Origin of the sequence: Tepidimonas fonticaldi (genome assembly GCF_007556755.1) — a bacterium.
Taxonomy (GTDB): Bacteria; Pseudomonadota; Gammaproteobacteria; order Burkholderiales; family Burkholderiaceae_C; genus Tepidimonas; species Tepidimonas fonticaldi.
On the sequence record NZ_VJOO01000026.1, the window covers coordinates 1 to 20,513 of the forward strand.

18 protein-coding genes are annotated in these 20,513 nt (G+C 67.6%); 6 read left to right on the forward strand and 12 right to left on the reverse strand.

Features of this window, described 5'->3' with window-relative positions; translation table 11 throughout:
- Window positions 1–77 precede the first annotated feature (77 nt).
- Window positions 78–1,199 carry an ABC transporter ATP-binding protein gene (locus Tfont_RS11430; protein ID WP_143969539.1) on the forward strand — a complete coding sequence of 374 codons (1,122 nt, stop codon included), beginning with the start codon at window positions 78–80 and terminating at the stop codon, window positions 1,197–1,199.
- Between the two features lie 22 nt (window positions 1,200–1,221).
- On the opposite strand, the gene Tfont_RS11435 is transcribed toward Tfont_RS11430, so the two are convergent.
- The 5 genes from Tfont_RS11435 to Tfont_RS11455 form a co-directional block, all read right to left on the reverse strand.
- Window positions 1,222–1,797 (reverse strand): cyclic nucleotide-binding domain-containing protein, encoded by a 576-nt coding sequence (locus Tfont_RS11435; RefSeq protein ID WP_143969540.1) that lies wholly within the window; start codon window positions 1,795–1,797, stop codon window positions 1,222–1,224.
- A complete protein-coding gene (locus Tfont_RS11440; protein ID WP_143969541.1) occupies window positions 1,784–2,248 on the reverse strand; it encodes a Spy/CpxP family protein refolding chaperone in 465 nt (154 codons plus the stop codon). The genes Tfont_RS11435 and Tfont_RS11440 overlap by 14 nt, the downstream gene beginning before the upstream one ends.
- Window positions 2,249–2,271: 23 nt before the next feature.
- A complete protein-coding gene (locus Tfont_RS11445; RefSeq protein ID WP_143969542.1) occupies window positions 2,272–2,760 on the reverse strand; it encodes a copper chaperone PCu(A)C in 489 nt (162 codons plus the stop codon).
- A 44-nt stretch (window positions 2,761–2,804) separates the two neighbouring features.
- Window positions 2,805–3,437: an SCO family protein gene (locus Tfont_RS11450; protein WP_143969543.1), complete on the reverse strand. Its 633-nt coding sequence runs from the start codon at window positions 3,435–3,437 to the stop codon at window positions 2,805–2,807.
- A gap of 122 nt (window positions 3,438–3,559) precedes the next feature.
- On the reverse strand, window positions 3,560–3,949 hold the full coding sequence (locus Tfont_RS11455; protein ID WP_185974524.1) for a DUF2946 family protein: 390 nt from the start codon (window positions 3,947–3,949) through the stop codon (window positions 3,560–3,562).
- Window positions 3,950–4,075: 126 nt separating this feature from the next.
- On the opposite strand from Tfont_RS11455, the gene Tfont_RS11460 reads away from it, so the two are divergent.
- From Tfont_RS11460 to Tfont_RS11480, 5 genes are all read left to right on the forward strand, one after another.
- Complete coding sequence (locus Tfont_RS11460) at window positions 4,076–6,370, forward strand: NADP-dependent malic enzyme (protein WP_143969545.1); 2,295 nt, start codon at window positions 4,076–4,078, stop codon at window positions 6,368–6,370.
- Between the two features lie 217 nt (window positions 6,371–6,587).
- The gene (locus tag Tfont_RS11465) at window positions 6,588–7,619 is read left to right on the forward strand and encodes an ABC transporter substrate-binding protein (protein WP_068608790.1); all 1,032 of its coding nucleotides are present in this window, start codon (window positions 6,588–6,590) and stop codon (window positions 7,617–7,619) included.
- 7 nt (window positions 7,620–7,626) lie between these two features.
- Window positions 7,627–8,466 (forward strand): ABC transporter ATP-binding protein, encoded by an 840-nt coding sequence (locus Tfont_RS11470; RefSeq protein WP_068608788.1) that lies wholly within the window; start codon window positions 7,627–7,629, stop codon window positions 8,464–8,466.
- Window positions 8,467–8,471: 5 nt separating this feature from the next.
- The gene (locus tag Tfont_RS11475; protein ID WP_068608786.1) at window positions 8,472–9,239 is read left to right on the forward strand and encodes an ABC transporter permease; all 768 of its coding nucleotides are present in this window, start codon (window positions 8,472–8,474) and stop codon (window positions 9,237–9,239) included.
- Between the two features lie 31 nt (window positions 9,240–9,270).
- Window positions 9,271–10,101 (forward strand): urease accessory protein UreD, encoded by an 831-nt coding sequence (locus tag Tfont_RS11480; protein WP_143969546.1) that lies wholly within the window; start codon window positions 9,271–9,273, stop codon window positions 10,099–10,101.
- A gap of 8 nt (window positions 10,102–10,109) precedes the next feature.
- On the opposite strand, the gene urtE is transcribed toward Tfont_RS11480, so the two are convergent.
- The 7 genes from urtE to Tfont_RS11515 all read right to left on the reverse strand — a co-directional run bounded on the left by urtE (window position 10,110) and on the right by Tfont_RS11515 (window position 20,477).
- Window positions 10,110–10,814: an urea ABC transporter ATP-binding subunit UrtE gene (urtE, locus tag Tfont_RS11485; protein WP_143969560.1), complete on the reverse strand. Its 705-nt coding sequence runs from the start codon at window positions 10,812–10,814 to the stop codon at window positions 10,110–10,112.
- A gap of 2 nt (window positions 10,815–10,816) precedes the next feature.
- Complete coding sequence (gene urtD, locus Tfont_RS11490; protein ID WP_068608780.1) at window positions 10,817–11,692, reverse strand: urea ABC transporter ATP-binding protein UrtD; 876 nt, start codon at window positions 11,690–11,692, stop codon at window positions 10,817–10,819.
- Window positions 11,689–12,834: an urea ABC transporter permease subunit UrtC gene (gene urtC / locus Tfont_RS11495; protein WP_143969547.1), complete on the reverse strand. Its 1,146-nt coding sequence runs from the start codon at window positions 12,832–12,834 to the stop codon at window positions 11,689–11,691. The genes urtD and urtC overlap by 4 nt, the downstream gene beginning before the upstream one ends.
- 29 nt (window positions 12,835–12,863) lie before the next feature.
- The gene (urtB, locus tag Tfont_RS11500) at window positions 12,864–14,423 is read right to left on the reverse strand and encodes an urea ABC transporter permease subunit UrtB (protein WP_143969561.1); all 1,560 of its coding nucleotides are present in this window, start codon (window positions 14,421–14,423) and stop codon (window positions 12,864–12,866) included.
- Between the two features lie 74 nt (window positions 14,424–14,497).
- Window positions 14,498–15,775, reverse strand: a complete 1,278-nt coding sequence (gene urtA, locus Tfont_RS11505) for an urea ABC transporter substrate-binding protein (protein ID WP_068609826.1) — start codon at window positions 15,773–15,775, stop codon at window positions 14,498–14,500.
- Between the two features lie 156 nt (window positions 15,776–15,931).
- A complete protein-coding gene (locus tag Tfont_RS11510) occupies window positions 15,932–16,948 on the reverse strand; it encodes a response regulator transcription factor (protein WP_260682369.1) in 1,017 nt (338 codons plus the stop codon).
- Window positions 16,923–20,477, reverse strand: coding sequence for an ATP-binding protein (locus Tfont_RS11515; RefSeq protein WP_143969549.1), 3,555 nt, complete (start codon window positions 20,475–20,477; stop codon window positions 16,923–16,925). Before Tfont_RS11515 ends, Tfont_RS11510 begins: the two co-directional genes overlap by 26 nt.
- Window positions 20,478–20,513: the final 36 nt, after the last annotated feature.

The following is a 20,513-nucleotide window of genomic DNA, read 5'->3' on the forward strand; positions in this document are numbered from 1 at the left end:
ATGCGGTGCCGGGGGGCGGTGGGCGGGCTATCCATGGGCGGACGCAAATGAGAATGCGCATTATCTACAATGCAGGCATGGACCTCGCCGTCACCCAGGTTTCCGTGCGGTATCCACGCGCGCCCCAGCCCGCCGTCGATGGCGTCACGCTGGGCCTGCGCGCTGGCGATATCGGTGTGCTCATCGGGCCATCGGGCTGCGGCAAAACCACGCTGCTGCGCGCGGTGGCGGGGCTGGAGGGCATTGCCGGCGGCACCATTGCGCTGGGGGGCGAGGCGGTCAGCGGCGACGGCGTGCATGTGGCGCCGGAGCACCGACGCATAGGCATGGTGTTTCAGGACTACGCGCTGTTTCCGCACCTGGATGTGGAGCGCAACGTGGGCTTTGGCTTGGCCCACTGGGATGCCGACCAGCGCCGCGCACGGGTGGCCGAGGCGCTGCGTCTGGTTGGGCTGGAGGGTCTGCAGCGGCGCTATCCGCATGAACTCTCGGGCGGCCAGCAGCAGCGCGTGGCCCTGGCGCGGGCGCTGGCCCCGCAGCCGCGCCTGCTGTTGCTGGACGAGCCGTTCTCCAATCTGGATGTGGATCTGCGCGAGCGGCTGGCGCACGAGATCCGCAGCATCATCAAGGCTGCGGGCATCACGGCGCTCTTCGTCACGCATGACCAGATGGAAGCCTTTGCGATCGGGGATGTGATCGGCGTCATGCACCAAGGGCGGCTGCACCAATGGGACGACGCCTATGCGCTCTACCACCGGCCGGCCACGCGCTTCGTCGCGGAGTTCATCGGGCACGGCGTGTTTGCGCCGGCGCGCATCTTGACGCGAGGCCAGCAGGTGGTGGTGGAAACGCCCCTGGGCGAGCTGGAAGACGTGGCCGAGTGCCCTCTGCCCAGCGCCTTCCCCGACGGGCTGTGCGAGGTGCTGCTGCGCGCCGACGACGTGGTGCACGACGACGCCTCGCCGTTTCGGGCCGAAATCGTGCGCAAGGCCTTCCGCGGCGCGGAGTTCCTGTACACGCTGCGGCTGGCCGACGGCCAATTGCTGCAGGTGCATGTGCCGTCGCACCACGACCATGCGATCGGCGAGTGGATCGGCATCCGCGCCGCAGTGGATCACGTGGTCACGTTCGCGCGCGGTGCAGGGGCGGCCGCCCCGCCCGCGCCGGCGGTGCGCCAGCCGGCGCCCGAGCCGGTGTGACGGCTGAACGGACAGCGAAGGGTCAGGCCACCGCCAGCAAGCCAGTGGGACCGGTTGCGGTCTGGGACTCGCGCGGCAGCAGCTCGCCCAGTACGCGGCACACCGTCTCGTGTTTGGCGTCCACCAGCTCCGCCAGCACGCGCAGGGGCGGCAGGCGGCCGCGCAGACCCGCGGGGCCACCGGCGTCACCCAGCACATCCGGCCGGGTCAGCAGCCGCAGCAGCGAGGCCAGCCGCTGACGCACCGAGCCGGTGCGCAGCAGCGCCATCGCATGCGCCCGTTCGGGCTGTTGCAGCAGCGCCTCGGTCAGCCAGCGGGCGCGCTCACCGTCGTGGGCGGGCAGCAGCGGCCCGCGCACCGTCACCGGGGTGATGGCCGTGGCGCGCCAGCCGTGTGCCTGGCCTGCCAGCGCGTCGAGGCCAAGCCAGTCGCCCGGCTCGGCCAGCATCACCAGCAGCGGGCCGTCGCGGCCGACGCGGTCCAGCCGCACCAACCCGCGTTCGACGCGCCAGGGCCCGCCGCGGCCGCCGACCTCGAACACGGTCTGCTGGGGGGCCAGCACCACCACGGGTGCCTGGGTCAGGTCACTGGATGCCATCGAGGTACCACTGGCGCACGCGCGCAAACTGTTCCGGCGTCAGCGTCGAGCGCACGAAATCGACGCAGCGCTCGCGCGCCTGCAGGTGCTCCTGCTCGGCCTGCACGAGCTGCTGGCGCAGCTCGTCGCGGCGGGCGGCGGGCGCGCCGTCCAGGATGGCCAGCCGCAGCTCGCCACGCAGCTCGCGGATGCGCTTGGTCAGCGCGATGCGGCGCGGCATCGCCTCTTTGCGGTATTGATCCAGCGCCTGGCGCTGCGCGTCGCTCAGGCCGAGCTGCGCCTCGTGCTTGACCAGCAGCGGCATCAGCTCCGCAATCGGCGTGCTCTCGTCGGCGACACTGGTGCGGGCGAGCGTCGGCGCGGCGGCCAGCGCCAGCCCGCAGGCCAGCAGCGTGGCCGTGGCGGCGCGGCGCGCCAGCGAACGTCGATCGGTCAGAACGGGGGGGTGCATCGGGTTTGCTCCTCTTCGGTGTCTCAGTGCCGGTGGCCGCCCTGCGGGCCGGCCCCCATCGCGCCGGGCTGCGCGCCCAACGCCATCACCTTGGCTTGAAGCTCCTGGCGCACGCGCTGGCCGGCGGCGTTCTCGAACACCAGCGTCAGCGGCACCGTCTCGCCGCCGGCGAGCGGGCGCTTGAGGTCCATCAGCATCACGTGGTAGCCGCCGGGCTTGAGCTCCACCGGCCGGCCGGCCGGCAGCGCCAGCCCGGGGATGGCGCGCATGCGCATCACGTCGCCGTCCATCGCCATCTCGTGGATCTCCACGACGCCGGCCACCGGCGACTCGCCGGCCACCAGGCGCATGGGCTCCGGTGCGGTCAGGCGCATGAAGGCGCCGGTGGCCTTCTGCTGCGCGACGGTGCCGCGCACCCAGGGCTCGTCGATCTTGACGGTCTGCGCCCAGGCGGCGGCGGTGAGGGCCAGCAGCGCGCCGGCGGCGGCGCTGCGGATCAGGTTGCGGGGCATGGTCGGGTCTCCTTTCGGGGGGTTGAAAACGGAACGGGCGAACATCAGGCGCCCTCGCGCAGCAGCCAGGCGATGTCGTGCGCGTAGTCGTCGGCGGTCTGCTCGTGCTTGAGCACGATGCGCAGGCGGCCCTGCGCGTCGATCAGGTAGGTCTGCGCCGAGTGGTCCATGGTGTAGCCGCTGCCGGTGGGCACCTTGGCGTAGTACACCTTGAACTCGCGCGCGGCGGCGGCGATTTCCTCCGGCGTGCCGGTCAGCCCGAGGAAGGACGGGTGAAACGCCGCCATGTAGTCGCGCAGCAGCGCGGGCGTGTCGCGCTCCGGGTCGACGGTGACGAACAGCAGCTGCACGCGCCCGGCGTCGGGCCCCAGGCGCTGCATCACCTCCACCGCGCGCGCCAGCGCCGTCGGGCAGACGTCCGGGCACTGCACGAAGCCGAAGTACAGCATCACCACCTTGCCGCGGAAGTCCTCCAGCGTGCGGCGCTGGCCGTGCTGGTCGGTCAGGGAAAGGGTGCGGCCGTACGGCGCGCCGGTGACGTCGATGCCGCGCAGCGCGGGGCGGTCGGCGCCGCGCTCGCAGCCGGCCAGCCACGGGGTGGCCGCGGCCGCCAGCGCGGCGGCGGCCAGGCCGAGCCAGCGGCGTCGGGGCGCTGCGGCGAAACGTTCGGGGTTCATCGCAAACCTGCCTCCTGGGCGTCGTGACACGGGGGTGGCGCGCCCTGCGCGCAGCGGCTGGCTGCGGGCGGCCACGGCGGCAGCGCCTAGGCGGGCCGCAACGGCCCGCGCCCGGCGCGGCGTCAGACGGACAGGGGCGGAGGAGCGTGCGGCTGCGGCCGCGACCATGCCTGGGGTGGCGCCGCCGCGCGGGCCGCGTGGGCGAGCGGCGCCAACGGGTCGGCAGCAGGCGGCAGACCGACGCGGGCTTCGGGCGGTGGCAAACCCAGCCCGCCGTGCAGCAGGCACCAGTCGCACGCCATCGCGGCCGCGGCGCCCTCGTCCGGCGCGGCGTCGCCAGCCGCGTCCAGCGTCACCCAGGCCATGCCGGTGCTGGTGCAGATCTGCACCCGCTCGCCAGCACGCGGCTCGCCCGCCCACGCCCGGGCGAGCGTGGGCGCCAGCGCTGCCCACAGCAGCGCCAGAAGGGCCAGCACAAGCGGCCAGCGGCGGTGACGGACGATGGCGTTCACTGTTGACATTGTAGTGAGCATTGCCCGAACGTGTGCTCGTTACACTTGGCGCGTCACGCCGCACGACCGGGGGTGCCCCGGCGGGTGGCGCCGCACCTTTTTTCGTCCCTTGCGCATCACGCCACCATGACGCCCGCCGAACAAGCCCTGCGCGACGCCGCGCTCGAATACCACCGCACCCCGACCCGGGGCAAAGTCTCCGTCACGCCGACCAAGGCGCTGTCCAACCAGCGCGACCTGAGCCTGGCCTACTCCCCCGGCGTGGCCTATCCGTGTCTGGAGATCGCGGCCGACCCCAACAAGGCCGCCGACTACACCAGCCGCGGCAACCTGGTCGGCGTGGTGACCAACGGCACGGCCGTGCTGGGCCTGGGCGACATCGGCCCGCTGGCCGGCAAGCCGGTGATGGAGGGCAAGGGCTGCCTGTTCAAAAAGTTTGCCGGCATCGATGTGTTCGACATCGAACTGGCCGAGAAGGACCCGGACAAGCTGGTCGAGATCATCGCCGCGCTGGAGCCGACGCTCGGCGGCGTAAATCTGGAGGACATCAAGGCGCCGGAGTGCTTCTACATCGAGCGCCAGTTGCGCGAGCGCATGAAGATCCCCGTGTTCCACGACGACCAGCACGGCACGGCGATCATCTCGGCGGCGGCGCTGATCAATGCGCTGGAGCTGGTGGGCAAGGCCATCGGCGACGTGCGCATCGCCGTCAGCGGCGCGGGGGCGGCCGCGATCGCGGTGCTGGATCTGTTCGTCGCGCTGGGGGCGCGGCCCGAGCACATGCTGGTGTGCGACTCCAAGGGCGTGATCCACGACCAGCGCGAGGACGCGCTGGCCGGCCGGCTGGACGAATCCAAGCGCCGCTACTGCCGCACGACGGCGGCGCGCACGCTGGCCGATGCGGTGCGCGGGGCCGACGTGTTCCTGGGCTGTTCGGCACCCGGGGTGCTGACGGCCGAGATGGTGCAGACCATGGCCGAGCGGCCGGTCATCCTGGCGCTGGCCAACCCCGAGCCGGAGATCCGCCCGGAGGTGGCCAAGGCGGCGCGGCCCGACTGCATCATCGCCACCGGGCGCAGTGACTACCCCAACCAGGTCAACAACGTCCTGTGCTTTCCGTACATCTTCCGCGGCGCGCTGGACTGCGGCGCCACCCGCATCACCGAAGCGATGAAGCTGGCCTGCGTGCACGAGATCGCGGCCCTGGCCAAGGCCGAGATCAGCGACGAGGTGGCCGCCGCCTACACCGGGCAGGAGTTGCAGTTTGGCCCGGATTACCTCATCCCCAAGCCGTTCGACACCCGGCTGATCCTGCGCATCGCCCCGGCGGTCGCGCAGGCGGCGGCGGAGTCGGGCGTCGCCACGCGCCCGATCGCCGACATCGAGGCCTACCGCGACAGCCTGCAGCGCTTCGTCTACCAGACCGGCATCCTGATGAAGCCGGTCTTCAACGCCGCCAAGGCCGTGGCGCCCAAGGCCCGCGTGGCCTATGCGGACGGCGAGGACGAACGCGCCCTGCGCGCAGCCCAGCTCGCGCTGGAGGAAGGCATCGCCCAGCCGATCCTGATCGGCCGCCCCGCGGTCATCGAGGCGCGCATCCGCAAAGCGGGACTGCACCTGCGCCTGGGCGTCGATGTGGAAAACGTCAACCCCGAGGACGACCCGCGCTTCCGCCAGTACTGGGAGGCCTACCACCAGTTGATGAAGCGCAACGGCGCCACGCCGGAGGTGGCCAAGGCCGCGGTGCGCCGCTCCAACACCATCATCGGCTCGCTGATGGTGCACCTGGGCGATGCAGACGCCCTCATCTGCGGGCTGGTGGGCACGTACACGACGCATCTGGAGCGCATCGACGCCATCCTGGGGCGGCGCCCCGGGGCTTCGCTCTACGCCGCGCTCAATGCGGTGAACACCGACCGCGGGCCGATCTTCATCACCGACACCTACGTCAACGAGGACCCCAGCGCCGAACAACTGGCCGAAATCGCCTGGATGGCCACGCAGGAGGTGCAGCGCTTTGGCATCGTGCCCAAGGTGGCGTTCCTGTCGCACTCCACTTTCGGCTCGTCCAAGCGCGCCAGCGCGCGCAAGATGCGCGCCGCGCGCGATCTGTTCGTCGCCGCGCACCCCGAGATCGAATGCGACGGCGAGCTGCACGGCGACGCCGCGCTGGAGCCGGAGATTCGCGGGCGCTTCCTGTCCGACTCGACGCTCTCGGGCAGCGCCAACCTGCTGGTCTGCCCCAACCTGGACGCGGCCAACATCCTCTACAACGTCATGAAGACCACTACCAGCGGCGGCGTGACGGTGGGGCCGATCCTGATGGGCGTCAACGGCACGGCCTATGTGCTGACGCCGGCGGCCACCGTGCGCCGCGTGCTGAACATGACGGCCGTCGCAGCGGCGCGGGTGCGGGGCTGACGCGCGGCAGGCTCGCTCGTACGCCGCACCAACATGGCGCAGGATGCCGCTCCGTGGGGCGGCATCCTCGGGTTTGCCCGGATTCTGTATACAACAATGTGTTCAAAAATGAGGGCTCCGGCGGGCTTGGGGCTGGCACCGTTTTTGCAGCGTTGTGCGCGTGCTGGCGCGCCACTGCCGCCGGCACGCTCCCGCCTCCACCGCTTCCGGAGTCACCATGCACAAGCGCCACTTTCTGAAGACGACCGCTGCCCTGGCCATCGCCGCCGCCACCGCCAGCACCGCCCACGCCCAGAACAAGCCGGTCAAGTTTCAGCTCGACTGGCGCTTTGAAGGTCCGGCGGCCCTGTTTTTGCACCCGGCCAGCAAGGGTTACTTCCGCGATGCCGGGCTGGATGTGAGCATCGACGCCGGCAATGGCTCGGCCGGCACCGTGACCCGCGTCGCCTCGGGCACCTACGACATGGGTCTGGCGGACATGGCCGCGCTGATGGAGTTCCACGCCAACAACCCCGACGCGCCCAACAAGCCTGTGGCCGTCATGATGGTCTACAACAACACCCCGGCGGCGGTGCTGGCGCTCAAGAAGTCCGGCATCCGCGCGCCCAAGGATCTGAGCGGCAAGAAGCTGGGGGCGCCCGTCTTCGATGCCGGCCGCAAGGCCTGGCCCATCTTCGAAAAGGCCAACGGCGTGGGGCCCGTGACCTGGACGTCGATGGACCCGCCCCTGCGCGAAACCATGCTGGTGCGCGGCGACATCGACGCCATCACCGGGTTTTCGTTCACCTCGCTGCTCAACCTGGAAGCGCGCGGCGTCAAGACCGACGAGATCGTGGTCATGCCCTACGCCCAGTACGGCGTCAAGCTGTATGGCAATGCCATCATCGCCCACCCGCGGCTGCTGCGCGAGAACCCCAACGCCGTGCGCGCCTTCCTGGCGGCGTTTGCCAAAGGGGCGGGCGAAGTGATGGCCAATCCGGCGCAGGGCATCCAGGCGGTCAAGGAGCGCGACGGCATCATCAACACCGATCTGGAGCTGCGCCGCCTGCGCCTGGCGATCGATTCGGTCGTCGCCAGCCCCGATGCCCGCGCGGAGGGCTTTGGCCGTGTCAACGCCGGCCGTCTGGCGCTCATGGCCAGCCAGATTTCCGACGCTTACCAGACCAAGACCCGTGTGGACGTGAGCAAGGTGTGGGACGGCTCGTTCCTGCCCGACGCCGCGATGCTGAACGTGCTGCCCAAGCGGTGAGCGCGCAATGGCCCCGCACGCCACCCCGCAACCGGACGCCCCCTTCGTCGAATTCGACGGCGTGTGGCTGGCCTACAACCAGACTCTGCTGGACAAGGGGCAGTTTGCCGTCGAGGACATACACCTGCAGGTGCGCCGCGGCGAGTTCATCGCCATCGTCGGGCCATCGGGCTGCGGCAAGTCCACGTTCATGAAGCTGACCACGGGTCTCAAGCGCCCTTCGCGCGGCACCATCCGCGTCGACGGGCAGCCCGTGGACGGGCCGCTGAAGATCTCTGGCATGGCGTTTCAGGCGCCCTCGCTGCTGCCCTGGCGCACCACGCTGGACAACGTGCTGCTGCCGCTGGAGATCGTGGAGCCGTTTCGCAGCCAGTTCAAGGACCGGCGGCGCGAGTTCGAGGAGCGCGCAAAGCGATTGCTCGCCTCCGTGGGGCTGGCGGGCTACGAGCGCAAGTTCCCCTGGGAGCTGTCGGGCGGCATGCAGCAGCGCGCCAGCATCTGCCGCGCGCTCATCCACGAGCCCAAAATGCTGCTGCTCGACGAGCCGTTCGGGGCGCTGGACGCCTTCACCCGCGAGGAGCTGTGGTGCACCCTGCGCGATCTGTGGGAAGCGCAGCGCTTCAACGTCATCCTCGTCACGCACGACCTGCGCGAATCCGTCTTTCTGGCCGACACGGTGTACTGCATGAGCAAAAGCCCCGGGCGCTTCGTCGTGCGGCGCGACATCCCAATCCCGCGCACGCGCGATCTGGAGGTCACCTACACACCCGAGTTCACCGACATCGTGCACGAGCTGCGCGGCCACATCGGTGCCATGCGCAAGACCGGCGCCCCCCTGCAGCAGTAACCGCCATGTCCCGCAAAACCCTGGAACGGCTCTCGCCCCTGATATTGCTGGTCGTACTGATCGCCCTGTGGGAGGCGATCACGCGCGGCTTTGGCGTGTCGGAGTTCATTTTTCCGAGCCCCTCGCGCATCTGGGAGCAGACGGTCGAACACCACACGGTGATTCTGGGCCACGCCTGGCGCACGTTCTGGGTGACCATGGCGGGCTTTGGCATCGCCATCGTGGTCGGTGTGCTGCTCGGCTTTCTGATGGGCTCCTCGCGCCTGGCCTACGCGGCCCTCTATCCGCTGATGACGGCATTCAACGCCCTGCCGAAGGCGGCCTTCGTGCCGATTCTGGTGGTGTGGTTTGGCATCGGCGTGGGGCCGGCGATCCTGACGGCTTTTTTGATCAGCTTCTTCCCCATCATGGTCAACATCGCCACCGGGCTGGCCACGCTGGAGCCGGAGCTGGAGGACGTGCTGCGCGTGCTCGGCGCCCGGCGCTGGGACGTGCTGACCAAGGTGGGGCTGCCACGATCGCTGCCGTATTTTTTTGGTTCGCTCAAGGTCGCCATCACGCTGGCCTTCGTGGGCACCACGGTGTCCGAGATGACGGCGGCCAACGAGGGCATCGGCTATCTGCTGATCTCGGCCGGCTCGTCGATGCAGATGGGGCTGGCCTTCTCTGGGCTGCTGGTGGTGGGCATCATGGCCATGGCGATGTACGAGCTGTTCAGCCTGATCGAAAAAAACACCACCGGCTGGGCCCACCGCGGCAGTCAGGCCGCCTGAGCCGCGTGCCGCCCCGCACGCCCGCCGCACCATGCCCTGGGACGCCCACCTGCATCTGCACTACCAGCGGCGAGGCGACACCACGGTGGCCCACCACCGCCACCACGGTCCGCTGCGCCTGTTCCACAGTCTGTATCCGGAAGGCCCGGGCATCTGCCACAACGTGATCGTCCACCCCCCCGGCGGGCTGGTGGAAGGCGACACGCTGCACGTGGCGGTGCAGGCGGACGCGGGCACGCATGGCCTTGTCTCCACGCCAGGGGCGACGCGTTTTTACCGCTCCGATGGCGAGCCGGCCACCCAGCGGGTGCACATTCGGCTGGAGCCCGGCGCACGGCTGGAATGGGTGCCGCTGGAGACCATCGCCTACCCCGGCTGCCAGGCCCGCAATGCGCTGGACGTGCAACTGGCGGCAGGGTCCGAATGGCTGGCCTGGGACGTGACGGCGCTGGGGCTGCCGGGCTCCGGCCAGCCCTTCGACCGCGGCTGCCTGCACCAGCGCCTGTGCATCGAGGGCCATTGGCTGGAGCAAGGCCGGTTGGACGCCGCGGATGCGCGCCTGCTCGACAGCCCGGTGGGGCTGGGCGGCCACCGCTGCCTGGGCACGCTGGTGCTGGCCAGCGGCACGCCATGGAGCCGCGAGCGGCGGGAGCGCCTGCTGGATGCGGTGCGCGCCGTCCTGCCCGACGGGCTCAACCCACTGCCGGCCGGCGCCACCTGCCCCAACGACCATGTGCTGGTGCTGCGGGTGCTGGGCCCGCTGGTCGAGCCGGTGATGGCCCTGGTGCAGCAAGGCTGGTCGGCGCTGCGGCAGGCGGCGTGGGGCCTGCCGGGGCAGCCGGCGCGGATTTGGCGGGTTTGAGGCGATCTTCAGATCGCCACGAGTTGGCGGATACCGCGGGCTTGCATCTCGGCGCCTGGCCCGCTGGCCACCACCTCGCCGCGCTCCATCACCAGATACTGGTCGGCCAGTTCTTCGGCGAAGTCGTAATATTGCTCAACCAACAATACGGCGATGGGTTGGCCATCGAGCCCCTCGCGGGCCAGCTTTTTGAGCACTCGGCCGATGTCTTTGATGATGTTGGGCTGAATGCCTTCGGTCGGCTCGTCGAGCACCAGAAGTCGGGGGCTTGACGCCAAGGCGCGGGCGATGGCCAATTGCTGCTGCTGCCCGCCGGAGAGGTCGCCCCCACGGCGATTCAACATTTGCTCGAGCACCGGAAACAACTCGAAGAGTTGTGGGGCCAACGGGGTTCCGGCCTTCTTCGTGGCCTGGCCCATGAGCAGGTTCTCGTGCACGGTCAGGCGGGCGAAGATTTCCCGCCCCTGCGGCACATAGCCAATACCGGCGCGGGCGCGCTCGTAAGGGCTGGCCTGGGTGATCGCCACGCCGTCCAGCAGGATCTGGCCGCTGCGCACCGGCACCAGGCCCATCAAGGCCTTGAGCAGCGTGGTTTTGCCCACGCCGTTGCGGCCCAGGACCACGGTAATCTCGCCCGCTCGGGCCTGCAGACTGACCCCACGCAGGATGTGCGAGCCGCCGTAGTACTGGTGGATCCGGTCGATTTGCAACATCCTCATCTTCCCAGATAAACCTCGATCACCCGCTCATCGGCCTGCACCTGGTCGAGCGTGCCTTCGGCCAGCACGGAGCCGTCACACAGCACCGTCACCTTTTCACTGATGGCGCGAATGAAGTGCATGTCGTGCTCCACCACCATGAGGCTGTGCCGGCCCTTGAGGCGCAGGAACAGTTCGGCGGTGCGCTCGGTTTCCTCGTCGGTCATCCCCGCAACAGGCTCATCCAGCAACAGAAGCTTGGGCTCCTGCATCAGCAGCATGCCGATTTCCAGCCATTGCTTCTGGCCGTGGCTCAGATCGCCGGCACGGCGCGTCAATGCGTCGCTCAGGTGGATGGTGTGCAGCACCTCCGCCAAACGGTCTTTTTGCTCGCCTGTGAGAGAGAAGCGCAGGCTGGACCACACGCGTTTGTCGGCAGCCAGCGCCAACTCCAAGTTCTCGAAGACGCTCAGCTCCTCGAACACGGTGGGTTTTTGGAACTTGCGACCGATACCCAGCGCGGCTATTTCGGGCTCGCTGTAGTGCAGCAAATCGATGGTCGAGCCAAAGAACACGGTGCCGCGGTCGGGCCGCGTCTTGCCAGTGATGATGTCCATCATCGTGGTCTTGCCCGCGCCGTTGGGGCCGATGATGCAGCGCAGCTCGCCTGGGGCGATGTCGAGGTTCAGTCCGTTGATGGCCTTGAAACCATCGAAACTGACGTGCACGTCCTCCAGGTACAAAATACGGCCGTGGGTCGTGTCCACTTCGCCGGTCTTTACGGGACGGGCGAATGGGGCACTGCGGCCACCCGCCTCGGTCTGACCGGTGGCGGGTATACCGTGCGCGCGTGCCAGGCGCTGCGCGCCCGCTTCCATGAGGTCCGGGGTCATGCGACGCCTCCCGCCTGGCCACGCATGCGCTGCAGCACCGTCCGTGCCACCCCGACCAACCCCTGCGGCATGAACAGCGTCACCGCAATGAACAAGCCGCCCAGAAAATACAGCCAGTACTCCGGGAAGTGCACCGTCAGCGCGCTTTTGGCACCGTTGACGACGAACGCGCCAATGATCGGTCCGATCAGGCTGGCCCGCCCGCCCACAGCGGTCCAAATGGCGATCTCGATGCTGTTGGCAGGACTCATCTCGCTGGGGTTGATGATGCCCACCTGCGGGACGTACAACGCCCCAGCCACAGCGCACATCACCGCCGAAATCACCCAGATGGTCAGTTTGTAGGGCAAGGGGTCGTAGCCGCAGAACATGACTCGGCTTTCGGCATCACGAATCGCTTGCAGCACCCGGCCGAATTTGGAGCGCACCAGCCAGCTTGCCCACAGATAAAAGACCAGCAGGGTCAGCCCGGTGATGACGAACAACACCATGCGCGTTTCGGGGGTAGCCAGGGGCACGCCCAGAATGCGCTTGAAATCGGTAAAGCCATTGTTGCCGCCCAAGCCGGTTTCGTTACGGAAGAACAGCAGCATGGCCGCAAAGGTCAGCGCCTGGGTGATGATGGAAAAGTACACCCCTTTGATGCGTGACCTGAAGGCAAAGTAACCAAACGCAAACGCCAGCCCCCCCGGCACCAGCACGATCAGCAACAGCGTGGCGGCGAAACTGTCGCTCAGCGCCCAGTGCCAGGGCAGCGCCTTCCAGTCCAAAAACACCATGAAGTCGGGCAGCTCGCTGCCATACACACCGTCGGTGCCGATCTGTCGCATCAGGTACATGCCCATCACATAGCCGCCGAGCGCAAAGAACAGACCGTGCCCCAGGCTCAGAATGCCGGTGTAGCCCCAGATCAAATCCATGGCCAGGGCGCAAATGGCGTAACACATGATCTTGCCCAACAAACCGATCATGTAGTCGCTCAAATGCCAGGGGCTGTCAACCGGCACCCACAGATTGAGCACCGGGGCCAGCGCACAAACCCCTAGCAGCGCCGCAATGACCGCCCCCCAACCAGAGCGCGTCAGCAGCGGTCCCTTGGCGGGCCAGAGGACGATCGGTGTTGTGGTCGTCGTTGCAGTCATGGGTGGATTCCGTGTATTCCAAGGACAACTCAAGCCTGCCGCCCTTTGAGGGCGAAGATGCCCTGCGGCCGTTTCTGGATGAAGACGATGATGAACACCAGCACCGCGATCTTGGCCAATACCGCACCGGCCCAGCCTTCGATGAACTTGTTGAGCAACCCCAGCCCCAGCGCGGCATACACGGTGCCTGCGAGTTGCCCGACGCCGCCGAGCACCACCACCATGAAGCTGTCGATGATGTAGCTTTGTCCCAAATCCGGCCCCACGTTGCCGACCTGACTCAGCGCCACGCCCGCCAGGCCCGCGATGCCAGACCCCAGCGCAAAGGCGTAGGTGTCGACACGCGCCGTGTTGACCCCCATGCAAGCCGCGATCGGCCGGTTTTGCGTCACGCCACGCACGAACAGGCCCAGCCGCGTTCGACCGATGAGCAGCGCTACGGCCACCAACACCGCCAACGCGAAGCCGATGATCACAATCCGGTTCCAGGGCAGTGTGAGATCCCCCATCACCACCACACCTCCGCTCATCCAGCCGGGGCTTTCCACCGCCACGTTTTGAGCGCCAAACACACTGCGCACCCCTTGCATGAGAATGAGACTGAGCCCCCAGGTCGCCAGCAACGTCTCCAGCGGACGGCCGTAGAGCCATCGAATGACGCCCCGCTCCATCACCGCGCCCACCAGCGCCGCAGCCAAAAACGCCACAGGCAGGGCCGCGAGCAAATACCACTCGAATGCGCCCGGCAAGTACTGCCTGAAGAGCCCCTGCACCACGTAAGTGGCGTAGGCGCCAATCATGATCAGCTCGCCGTGGGCCATGTTGATCACACCCATCAACCCATAGGTGATGGCCAGACCCAGGGCCGCCAGCAGCAGGATGGAGCCCAGGCTCACCCCCGTGAACAACTGCCCAACGACCTGGGCGCGAATCAAAGCCCGGTCCACCTGAGCCAGCGCTTGCGCCAGCGCGGCCTTGACGGCGGGGTCGGACTCCTGTTCCTGGCGCTGCGCCAGCCTGGCCCGCACGCTGTCCTGCCCCACATGCGCCAGGGTCTGAACAGCCGTCACGCGTTGCGCGGCATCGCCGCCCTCCAACCACAAAGCGGCGCGGGCCTCCTCCACGGCACGCCGGGCCCGACCATCCAGACGCGAAACATTTTGGGAAGCCAACGCGTTCTCGATCCAGGGCATGACCGACGCGTCCGGCTGGGCGATCAGGCTGTCCCGCAAGCGCAGCGCTGCCTCGCGCTGCCGCCTTGCGTCATCACCCAGCAGATCCAAGCCCGCCAGCGCGCGCTCCAACGCCCCCCGCAGGCGGTTGTTGACCATCGCGCTGGTCGCTCCATCGGCCGAGGCGGGGGCGCCCGTCACCGCGTCGATGGCGGTCTCCCCCTCCACGATGAGCACCTGCTCGCCGCGCACCATCACCGCCTCGCGGGCCATGGCCCGAATCAGGGCCTCGGCCTGCGGGTCGCCGGACGTGGCCAGCCGGCCCATGACTGCGATGCGATCGGCGGTCTCGCCCTCGGCCAGGGTCAGTGCCTCCTGCGGCGTGAGCGCTCGCGCGGCGCCCGCCCATACCCACATCAGGCCCAGCCACAACACCCACAACCGGCGGCCCGCCGCCCACACGCATCGCGAACGCATCGTGACACTCCTGCTCAGGCGGACTTTTGCGGGGTGTCGGGCTTCTTGTCGTTGCCTTCGATGAAGGGACTCCAGGGCTGCGCACGCACCGGGCCTTTGGTCTTCCAGACGACGTTGAACTGGCCGTCGGCGCGCACCTCGCCAATGAACACCGGCTTGTGCAGGTGGTGATTCTTCTCGTCCATCTTGGCCTCGAATCCGTTCGGTGCCTTGAAGGTCTGACCGCGCATCGCCACACGCACCTTGTCCACATCGGTGGACTTCGCCTTTTCCACGGCCTGCTTCCACATGTGAATGCCGATGTAGGTGGCCTCCATGGGGTCATTGGTCAGCGGCCGATCCTTGTGGCCAGGGATGTTCTTGGCCTTGGCGTAAGCGGCCCACTTCTTGGTGAACTCGTCGTTGACCGGGTTTTTCAGGCTCATGAAGTAGTTCCACGCCGCCAGATGACCGACCAGCGGGCGGGTATCTACGCCGCGCAGTTCTTCCTCGCCCACGCTAAAGGCTACCACTGGCACGTCAGTGGCCTTGAGGCCTTGGTTGCCCAGCTCCCGGTAGAAGGGCACGTTGGAGTCGCCGTTGATGGTGGAGACCACGGCCGTTTTCTTGCCCTGCGACGAGAACTGCTTGATGCGGGCGATGATGGACTGGTAGTCGCTGTGGCCGAAGGGCGTGTATTCCTCCATGATGTCGCTGTCGGGGATGCCCTTGGACTTCAGGAACGCGCGCAAGATCTTGTTGGTCGTGCGCGGGTAGACGTAGTCGGTGCCGAGCAGCACGAAACGCTTGGCCGAACCCCCGTCGGCGCTCATCAGGTATTCCACCGCCGGAATCGCCTGCTGGTTGGGAGCCGCACCGGTGTAGAACACGTTGGGGCTCATTTCTTCGCCCTCGTACTGCACCGGATAGAACAGCAGACCGTTGAGCTCTTCGAACACCGGCAGCACCGATTTGCGGCTGACCGACGTCCAGCAGCCGAAAACCGCGGCCACTTTGTCTTTGGTCAGCAACTGGCGGGCGCGCTCGGCAAACAGCGGCCAGTTGGAGGCGGGGTCCACCACCACGGCTTCGAGCTTGCGCCCCAGCACGCCGCCCTTGGCGTTGATTTCTTCGACCGCCATCAGCACCGTGTCCTTCAGCACGGTTTCGGAAATCGCCATGGTGCCCGACAGGCTGTGCAACACCCCCACTTTGATGGGCGTGTTGGCGCGGGCGGGCCAAGCGGCCAGACTGCCCAGGGTGCCGACGGCCGCTGCGGCCGAAAGGGCTTTGAGGGTGGAACGACGTTTCATCATGGCAGGGCTCCAGTCGAGGTCAAGACGGTCAAGGTCAAACGAGCAATCCGACCGCGACACCACCGGTTGGACCAGCGCATCACGGACGGTTTGATGCTAGGGTTTGCCCTGATGACTGTCTGTACGCCGGGTGGCGTATGAGCCTCCGGCATGTCAGCCTGCCGCACGCTCGCTCAGGGAGGGCACACGCTGCAAGGCCATGGCTGCGGCAGCGGTTCGGGTTTCCACGCCGAGCTTGGCATGGATGCGCTCCAGGTGCTTTTTCACCGTCGCCGGACTCGCGCCCAGGATGTCGCCAATGTCACGATTGGTCTTGCCTTTGGCCACCCAGTACAGCACTTCGGCCTCGCGCGCCGTCAGGCCAAAGGTTTGCATCAGCCCCTGTAGGGCGCTGGCGTCCGAGGTTTCCTGCATCACGATCAGCCACTCGCCGCCCTCCCCGTTGGGGGCGGCGTCGGCCGGATCGCCCACGGCACGGTGCAAGCGAAACGTCAACCGCCGCGGGCCGTGGCTCAAGGTCAGGCGGGGCGGCTCCACGGGGGCAGTAGCGCCCTGCCGGACATCGGGCACGTGGCGACGCAACCATTGCAGCACGGGCTCGGGCGTCTCGGGCGCCTGGGTGCCGCAATAGCGCCACAAAAGCTCCCGGGCCAGCGGGGTCTGCCACATCAAGCGGCCATCGCGTTCCCGCACCGTCATGGTGGCATAGCCAAAGGCATCCAGAGCGTTGCGCGCCTGCTCTTGCTCCAACTCCCCACGACGCACCTGCCGCGCCGTGCGCAAATGCACCCCCATGCGGGCGATCACCTCTTGGGGTTTGACCGGCTTGGTCACGTAGTCCACCCCGCCCGCGTCCAGCGCCTGCAGCAGGTGCTCGGTCTCGGTCAACCCGGTCATGAAAATAATGGGAATGTGCGCCGTCTGCGGATCGGCCTTCAGGCGTCTGGCCACCTCGAAGCCATCCATGCCGGGCATGATGGCATCGAGCAGCACCACATCGGGCTGGGCCTGCCGCGCACGGGCGAGGGCGGCTTCGCCATCCAGGGCCACCAGAACCGTGTGCCCGGTTTCGTCCAGCGTGTCGTGCAAAACGGCCAAGTTTTCCGGCGCATCGTCCACGATCAGGACCACCGGGGGAACGTCTTCAATCTCGTGAGGGTTCCAACGCACCAAGCGCCTCCTGCAAGACCTGTTCAATCTGTTCAAACCGGAATTCACGTGCCCACACACGCAAGCGATCACCTGCGGGTCCGGGACACAGCTCGTCGAGGCAACGCACGAGGCCCCGGTAGTGGCCCAGCCGGGCAGATGCGATCAAGCCGCGCAAATCGGCCGCCGACAGCGTGCGCAAGCCCTCCCAAGACGTTTCGGGCGCCGGCGAATGCATGCGCTGGACCGGCAGGGGTGCCGATGGGGACGGCAACCACGTCAGATCGAGTCGCCGGGCGAGCCAGCGCAGCAGGTCGTCACGCCGAACGGGCTTGACGAAAAAGTCGTGCGCGTGCAAGCCGACCGGGTTGTCCAGCCCCTTGTCAAAGGCATTGGCCGACACGACGGCCCATGCCGGGGCCGGCCAGCCCTGTCCTTGGGCCAGGGCCCGGATGCGCTCGAGCGCCTGCCAGCCGTCCATGCCGGGCATGGCCAGGTCCATGAACACCGCATCGGGGCGCAGCCCGGCCTCCAGCAGGGCCAGGGCTTGTTCGCCACAGGCAGCCAAGTGCACCTCGAAGCCCAATGGGGCCAGCCAGCGTTGCAGCAATTGCCGGTCGTCTTCCTCGTTGTCCACGACCAGCAGGCAACGCCGCGGCCCGGCGTAGCCGTCCACCTGCAGCGGGCGGGCATCGGCCATCGCGAGCGCCTCGCCGTGCCATTCCGGCAGAAACAGACGCAGCCGGAATACACTGCCCCACCCCGGTGTGCTGTCAACGGTCATTTCGCCCCCCATGAGGTCGGCCAGCATCCGGGCGATGGTCAATCCCAGCCCAGCGCCATGGGCGCCCGGCTGCGCCGCGGCCAATCCCCGGGCAAACGGCTCGAACACCCGCTCCCGCTCGGCCGCAGTCATGCCAGGCCCGGTGTCGCAGACCTCGAACACCGCCATCTCGCGCACATACCGCACCCGCAAGGTCACGCCACCACGCACCGTGAACTTGACCGCATTGCCCAACAGGTTGATCAGGATCTGACGCAGCCGCCGGTCGTCGGCGCGCACGGCCTGCGGCCAGCGGGTGGGCGGCTCGAAAGCAAACGACAGTCCTTTGGCCTTGGCCTGCAGCTCGAACATGCCGGCCACATCCTGCAACAGAGCCTTGAGGTCCAGCGGCCTGACGTCGAGGGTCAGGCGGCCCGCCTCGATACGGGCAATATCGAGCGTGCCTTCGATCAGCGACAGCAGGTGCTCGCCACTGCGCAGGATGACCTGTACCGCATGGGCGCGATGGGGCGGCAGCGCAGCATCCTGCTGCAGGAGCTGGGCATAGCCCAGAATGCTGTTGAGCGGTGTGCGCAGCTCGTGGCTGATGGTGCTGACATAGCGCGTCTTGGCCTGGCTGGCCTGGTCGGCCTGTTCACGGGCCCGCTCGGCGGCCTGCTTGGCCTGCTGCAGGGCGGCATCGGTGCGGCGGTGGGATTCGATTTCCTCCATCAGCAGCCGGGTCTGCCGGTTGGATTCCTCCTGCGCCACCTCGCGGCTCTTGTGCGCCAGCACCAGCCACCAGGCGACCACGGCCGCCACCATCAGCAAAGCCGCATACACCTTGATGAATCCGGCCTGCAAGGCTGCCAGTGCTTCCTCCCCCGCCGGCAGGGCATCGACCGACAGCAGCCGGTGCCACTCGTGGCGGTACAACACGGCCAGCACCGCCGCCAACATCGGAGCGATCACCAGCATCAGCAGCAGAAAATGCCCCAAACCGGCATCGACCCGAGGCCACCAGCGTGGCGGTAACAAACGGTGCAGCACCTGCTCCCACTGACGCGAGAGGCGTGCATGGGGTTTGCACGCGTCGGCACAGCGGGCGTCGAGCGTGCAGCACAGCGAGCAAATGTCGCCCTGATAAGCTGGACAGTGCGCCATGTCCGGCGCTTCGTAAGCCGACTCGCAGACCACACAATGCTTGAGCGGTGCCAGGGCCACGTAGCGGCCATCGAGCCCGACGTCGGAGTGATCGCGATTGGCGGGCTCGGGCTGGCGGGCCAGGTAGTAGCGGCCGCGGGTGGCCCAGGCAATCAAGGGCGCGGTCAAAAATGCCGTCACCATGGCCACCACCGCCGAGAACGCCTGTGCCATCGGCCCCATCAGGCCCAAATGCGCGGCCATGCCCAGCGCCGACGCCAGCGTCATGGCCCCCACCCCCACGGGGTTGACGTCGTACAGATACGCCCGCTTGAACTCGATGCCACGCGGCGACCAGCCCAAAGGCTTGTTGATGACGAGATCGGCCACCACCGCCATGATCCACGCGATGGCGATGTTGGCATACAGGCCCAGCACATCGCCCAGGGCCTCGAACACGTTCATCTCCATGAGCATGAAGGCGATGGCCGTGTTGAACACCACCCACACCACCCGGCCTGGGTGATGGTGGGTCAGCCGGGAGAAAAAATTGCTCCACGCCAAGGAGCCTGCGTAAGCATTGGTGACGTTGATCTTGAGCTGCGACACCACCACGAACAGCGCCGTGGCCGCCACGGCCCAGCCGTGGGGCAACAGGTATTCGTAAGCGGCCAGGTACATCTGGTTCGGGTCCACCGCACGTTCGGCGCCCCCACCGTAGCTGAGCACCAGATGGGCCAGCAACACACCGCCCAGCATTTTCAGCACGCCAATCACCACCCAGCCGGGGCCGCCGGCCACCACGCCCAGCCACCAGCGCCCCCGGGTGCGCTGGGTGGGCGGAGGCATGAAGCGCAAATAGTCGGCCTGCTCCCCCATCTGGGTGATCAGTGCCACCCCCACCGTCAGCGCCGCCCCAAACAAGTGCCACTGAAATGCACCGCCTTCGCCATCCGCCCCAGCATAGTGCGCCACCGCGGAAAACGCCTCCGGGTCCAGCCACGCCACGGCGACGAACGGCACGACCATCATCACCAGCCACAGGGGCTGCGTCCAGACCTGAAAGCGGCTGATGACCGACACCCCGTGCGTGACCAGCGGAATCACCACCAGGGCGCAGATCAGGTAGCCCCAAGCGGGCGGTATACCCAGCGCCAACTCCAGCGCATAGGCCATCACCGCGGCTTCGAGCGCGAAAAAGATGAAGGTAAACGACGCATAGATGAGCGAGGTGATGGTGGACCCGATGTAACCGAACCCGGCACCGCGCGTCAGCAGGTCCATGTCCACGCCATAGCGGGCGGCGTAGACACTGATGGGCAATCCCGCCAAGAAAATGATCAACCCGGTGACCACGATGGCCCAAAAGGCGTTCAGAAACCCATACTGCACCAGCAACGTGGCCCCCACCGCCTCCAGGATGAGAAACGAGGCCACGCCAAACGCCGTGTTGGCCACCCGCCACTCCGACCATTTGCGAAACCGCTGCGGGGTGAAGCGCAGGGCGTAGTCTTCCAGCGTCTCGCTGGCCACCCAGCTGTTGTAATCCCTCCGCACCTTGACGATGCGCTGGACAGGAACGGCATGTTCGACGGCTTCGGGCTTCACGCCTGCTCCGGGTGCAGCTTTCGTGCCATGCGCCATCCAGCGTATGGCGACCTGTCACGGTCAACAGGCATA

Excerpts from the sequence above, each read along its gene's own strand:
- urtB (WP_143969561.1), bottom strand. The coding sequence starts at position 14,423 with ATGTGGGTATGGGCGGGCGCCGCGCGAGCGCTCACGCCGCAGGAGGCA.
- Tfont_RS11515 (WP_143969549.1), bottom strand. The coding sequence starts at position 20,477 with ATGGCGCATGGCACGAAAGCTGCACCCGGAGCAGGCGTGAAGCCCGAA.
- Tfont_RS11470 (WP_068608788.1), top strand. The coding sequence starts at position 7,627 with ATGGCCCCGCACGCCACCCCGCAACCGGACGCCCCCTTCGTCGAATTC.
- urtE (WP_143969560.1), bottom strand. The coding sequence starts at position 10,814 with ATGTTGCAAATCGACCGGATCCACCAGTACTACGGCGGCTCGCACATC.
- Tfont_RS11440 (WP_143969541.1), bottom strand. The coding sequence starts at position 2,248 with ATGCACCCCCCCGTTCTGACCGATCGACGTTCGCTGGCGCGCCGCGCC.
- Tfont_RS11430 (WP_143969539.1), top strand. The coding sequence starts at position 78 with ATGGACCTCGCCGTCACCCAGGTTTCCGTGCGGTATCCACGCGCGCCC.
- Tfont_RS11450 (WP_143969543.1), bottom strand. The coding sequence starts at position 3,437 with ATGAACCCCGAACGTTTCGCCGCAGCGCCCCGACGCCGCTGGCTCGGC.
- urtA (WP_068609826.1), bottom strand. The coding sequence starts at position 15,775 with ATGAAACGTCGTTCCACCCTCAAAGCCCTTTCGGCCGCAGCGGCCGTC.
- Tfont_RS11460 (WP_143969545.1), top strand. The coding sequence starts at position 4,076 with ATGACGCCCGCCGAACAAGCCCTGCGCGACGCCGCGCTCGAATACCAC.
- Tfont_RS11465 (WP_068608790.1), top strand. The coding sequence starts at position 6,588 with ATGCACAAGCGCCACTTTCTGAAGACGACCGCTGCCCTGGCCATCGCC.
- Tfont_RS11435 (WP_143969540.1), bottom strand. The coding sequence starts at position 1,797 with ATGGCATCCAGTGACCTGACCCAGGCACCCGTGGTGGTGCTGGCCCCC.
- Tfont_RS11480 (WP_143969546.1), top strand. The coding sequence starts at position 9,271 with ATGCCCTGGGACGCCCACCTGCATCTGCACTACCAGCGGCGAGGCGAC.
- urtC (WP_143969547.1), bottom strand. The coding sequence starts at position 12,834 with ATGACTGCAACGACGACCACAACACCGATCGTCCTCTGGCCCGCCAAG.
- Tfont_RS11445 (WP_143969542.1), bottom strand. The coding sequence starts at position 2,760 with ATGCCCCGCAACCTGATCCGCAGCGCCGCCGCCGGCGCGCTGCTGGCC.
- Tfont_RS11475 (WP_068608786.1), top strand. The coding sequence starts at position 8,472 with ATGTCCCGCAAAACCCTGGAACGGCTCTCGCCCCTGATATTGCTGGTC.
- urtD (WP_068608780.1), bottom strand. The coding sequence starts at position 11,692 with ATGACCCCGGACCTCATGGAAGCGGGCGCGCAGCGCCTGGCACGCGCG.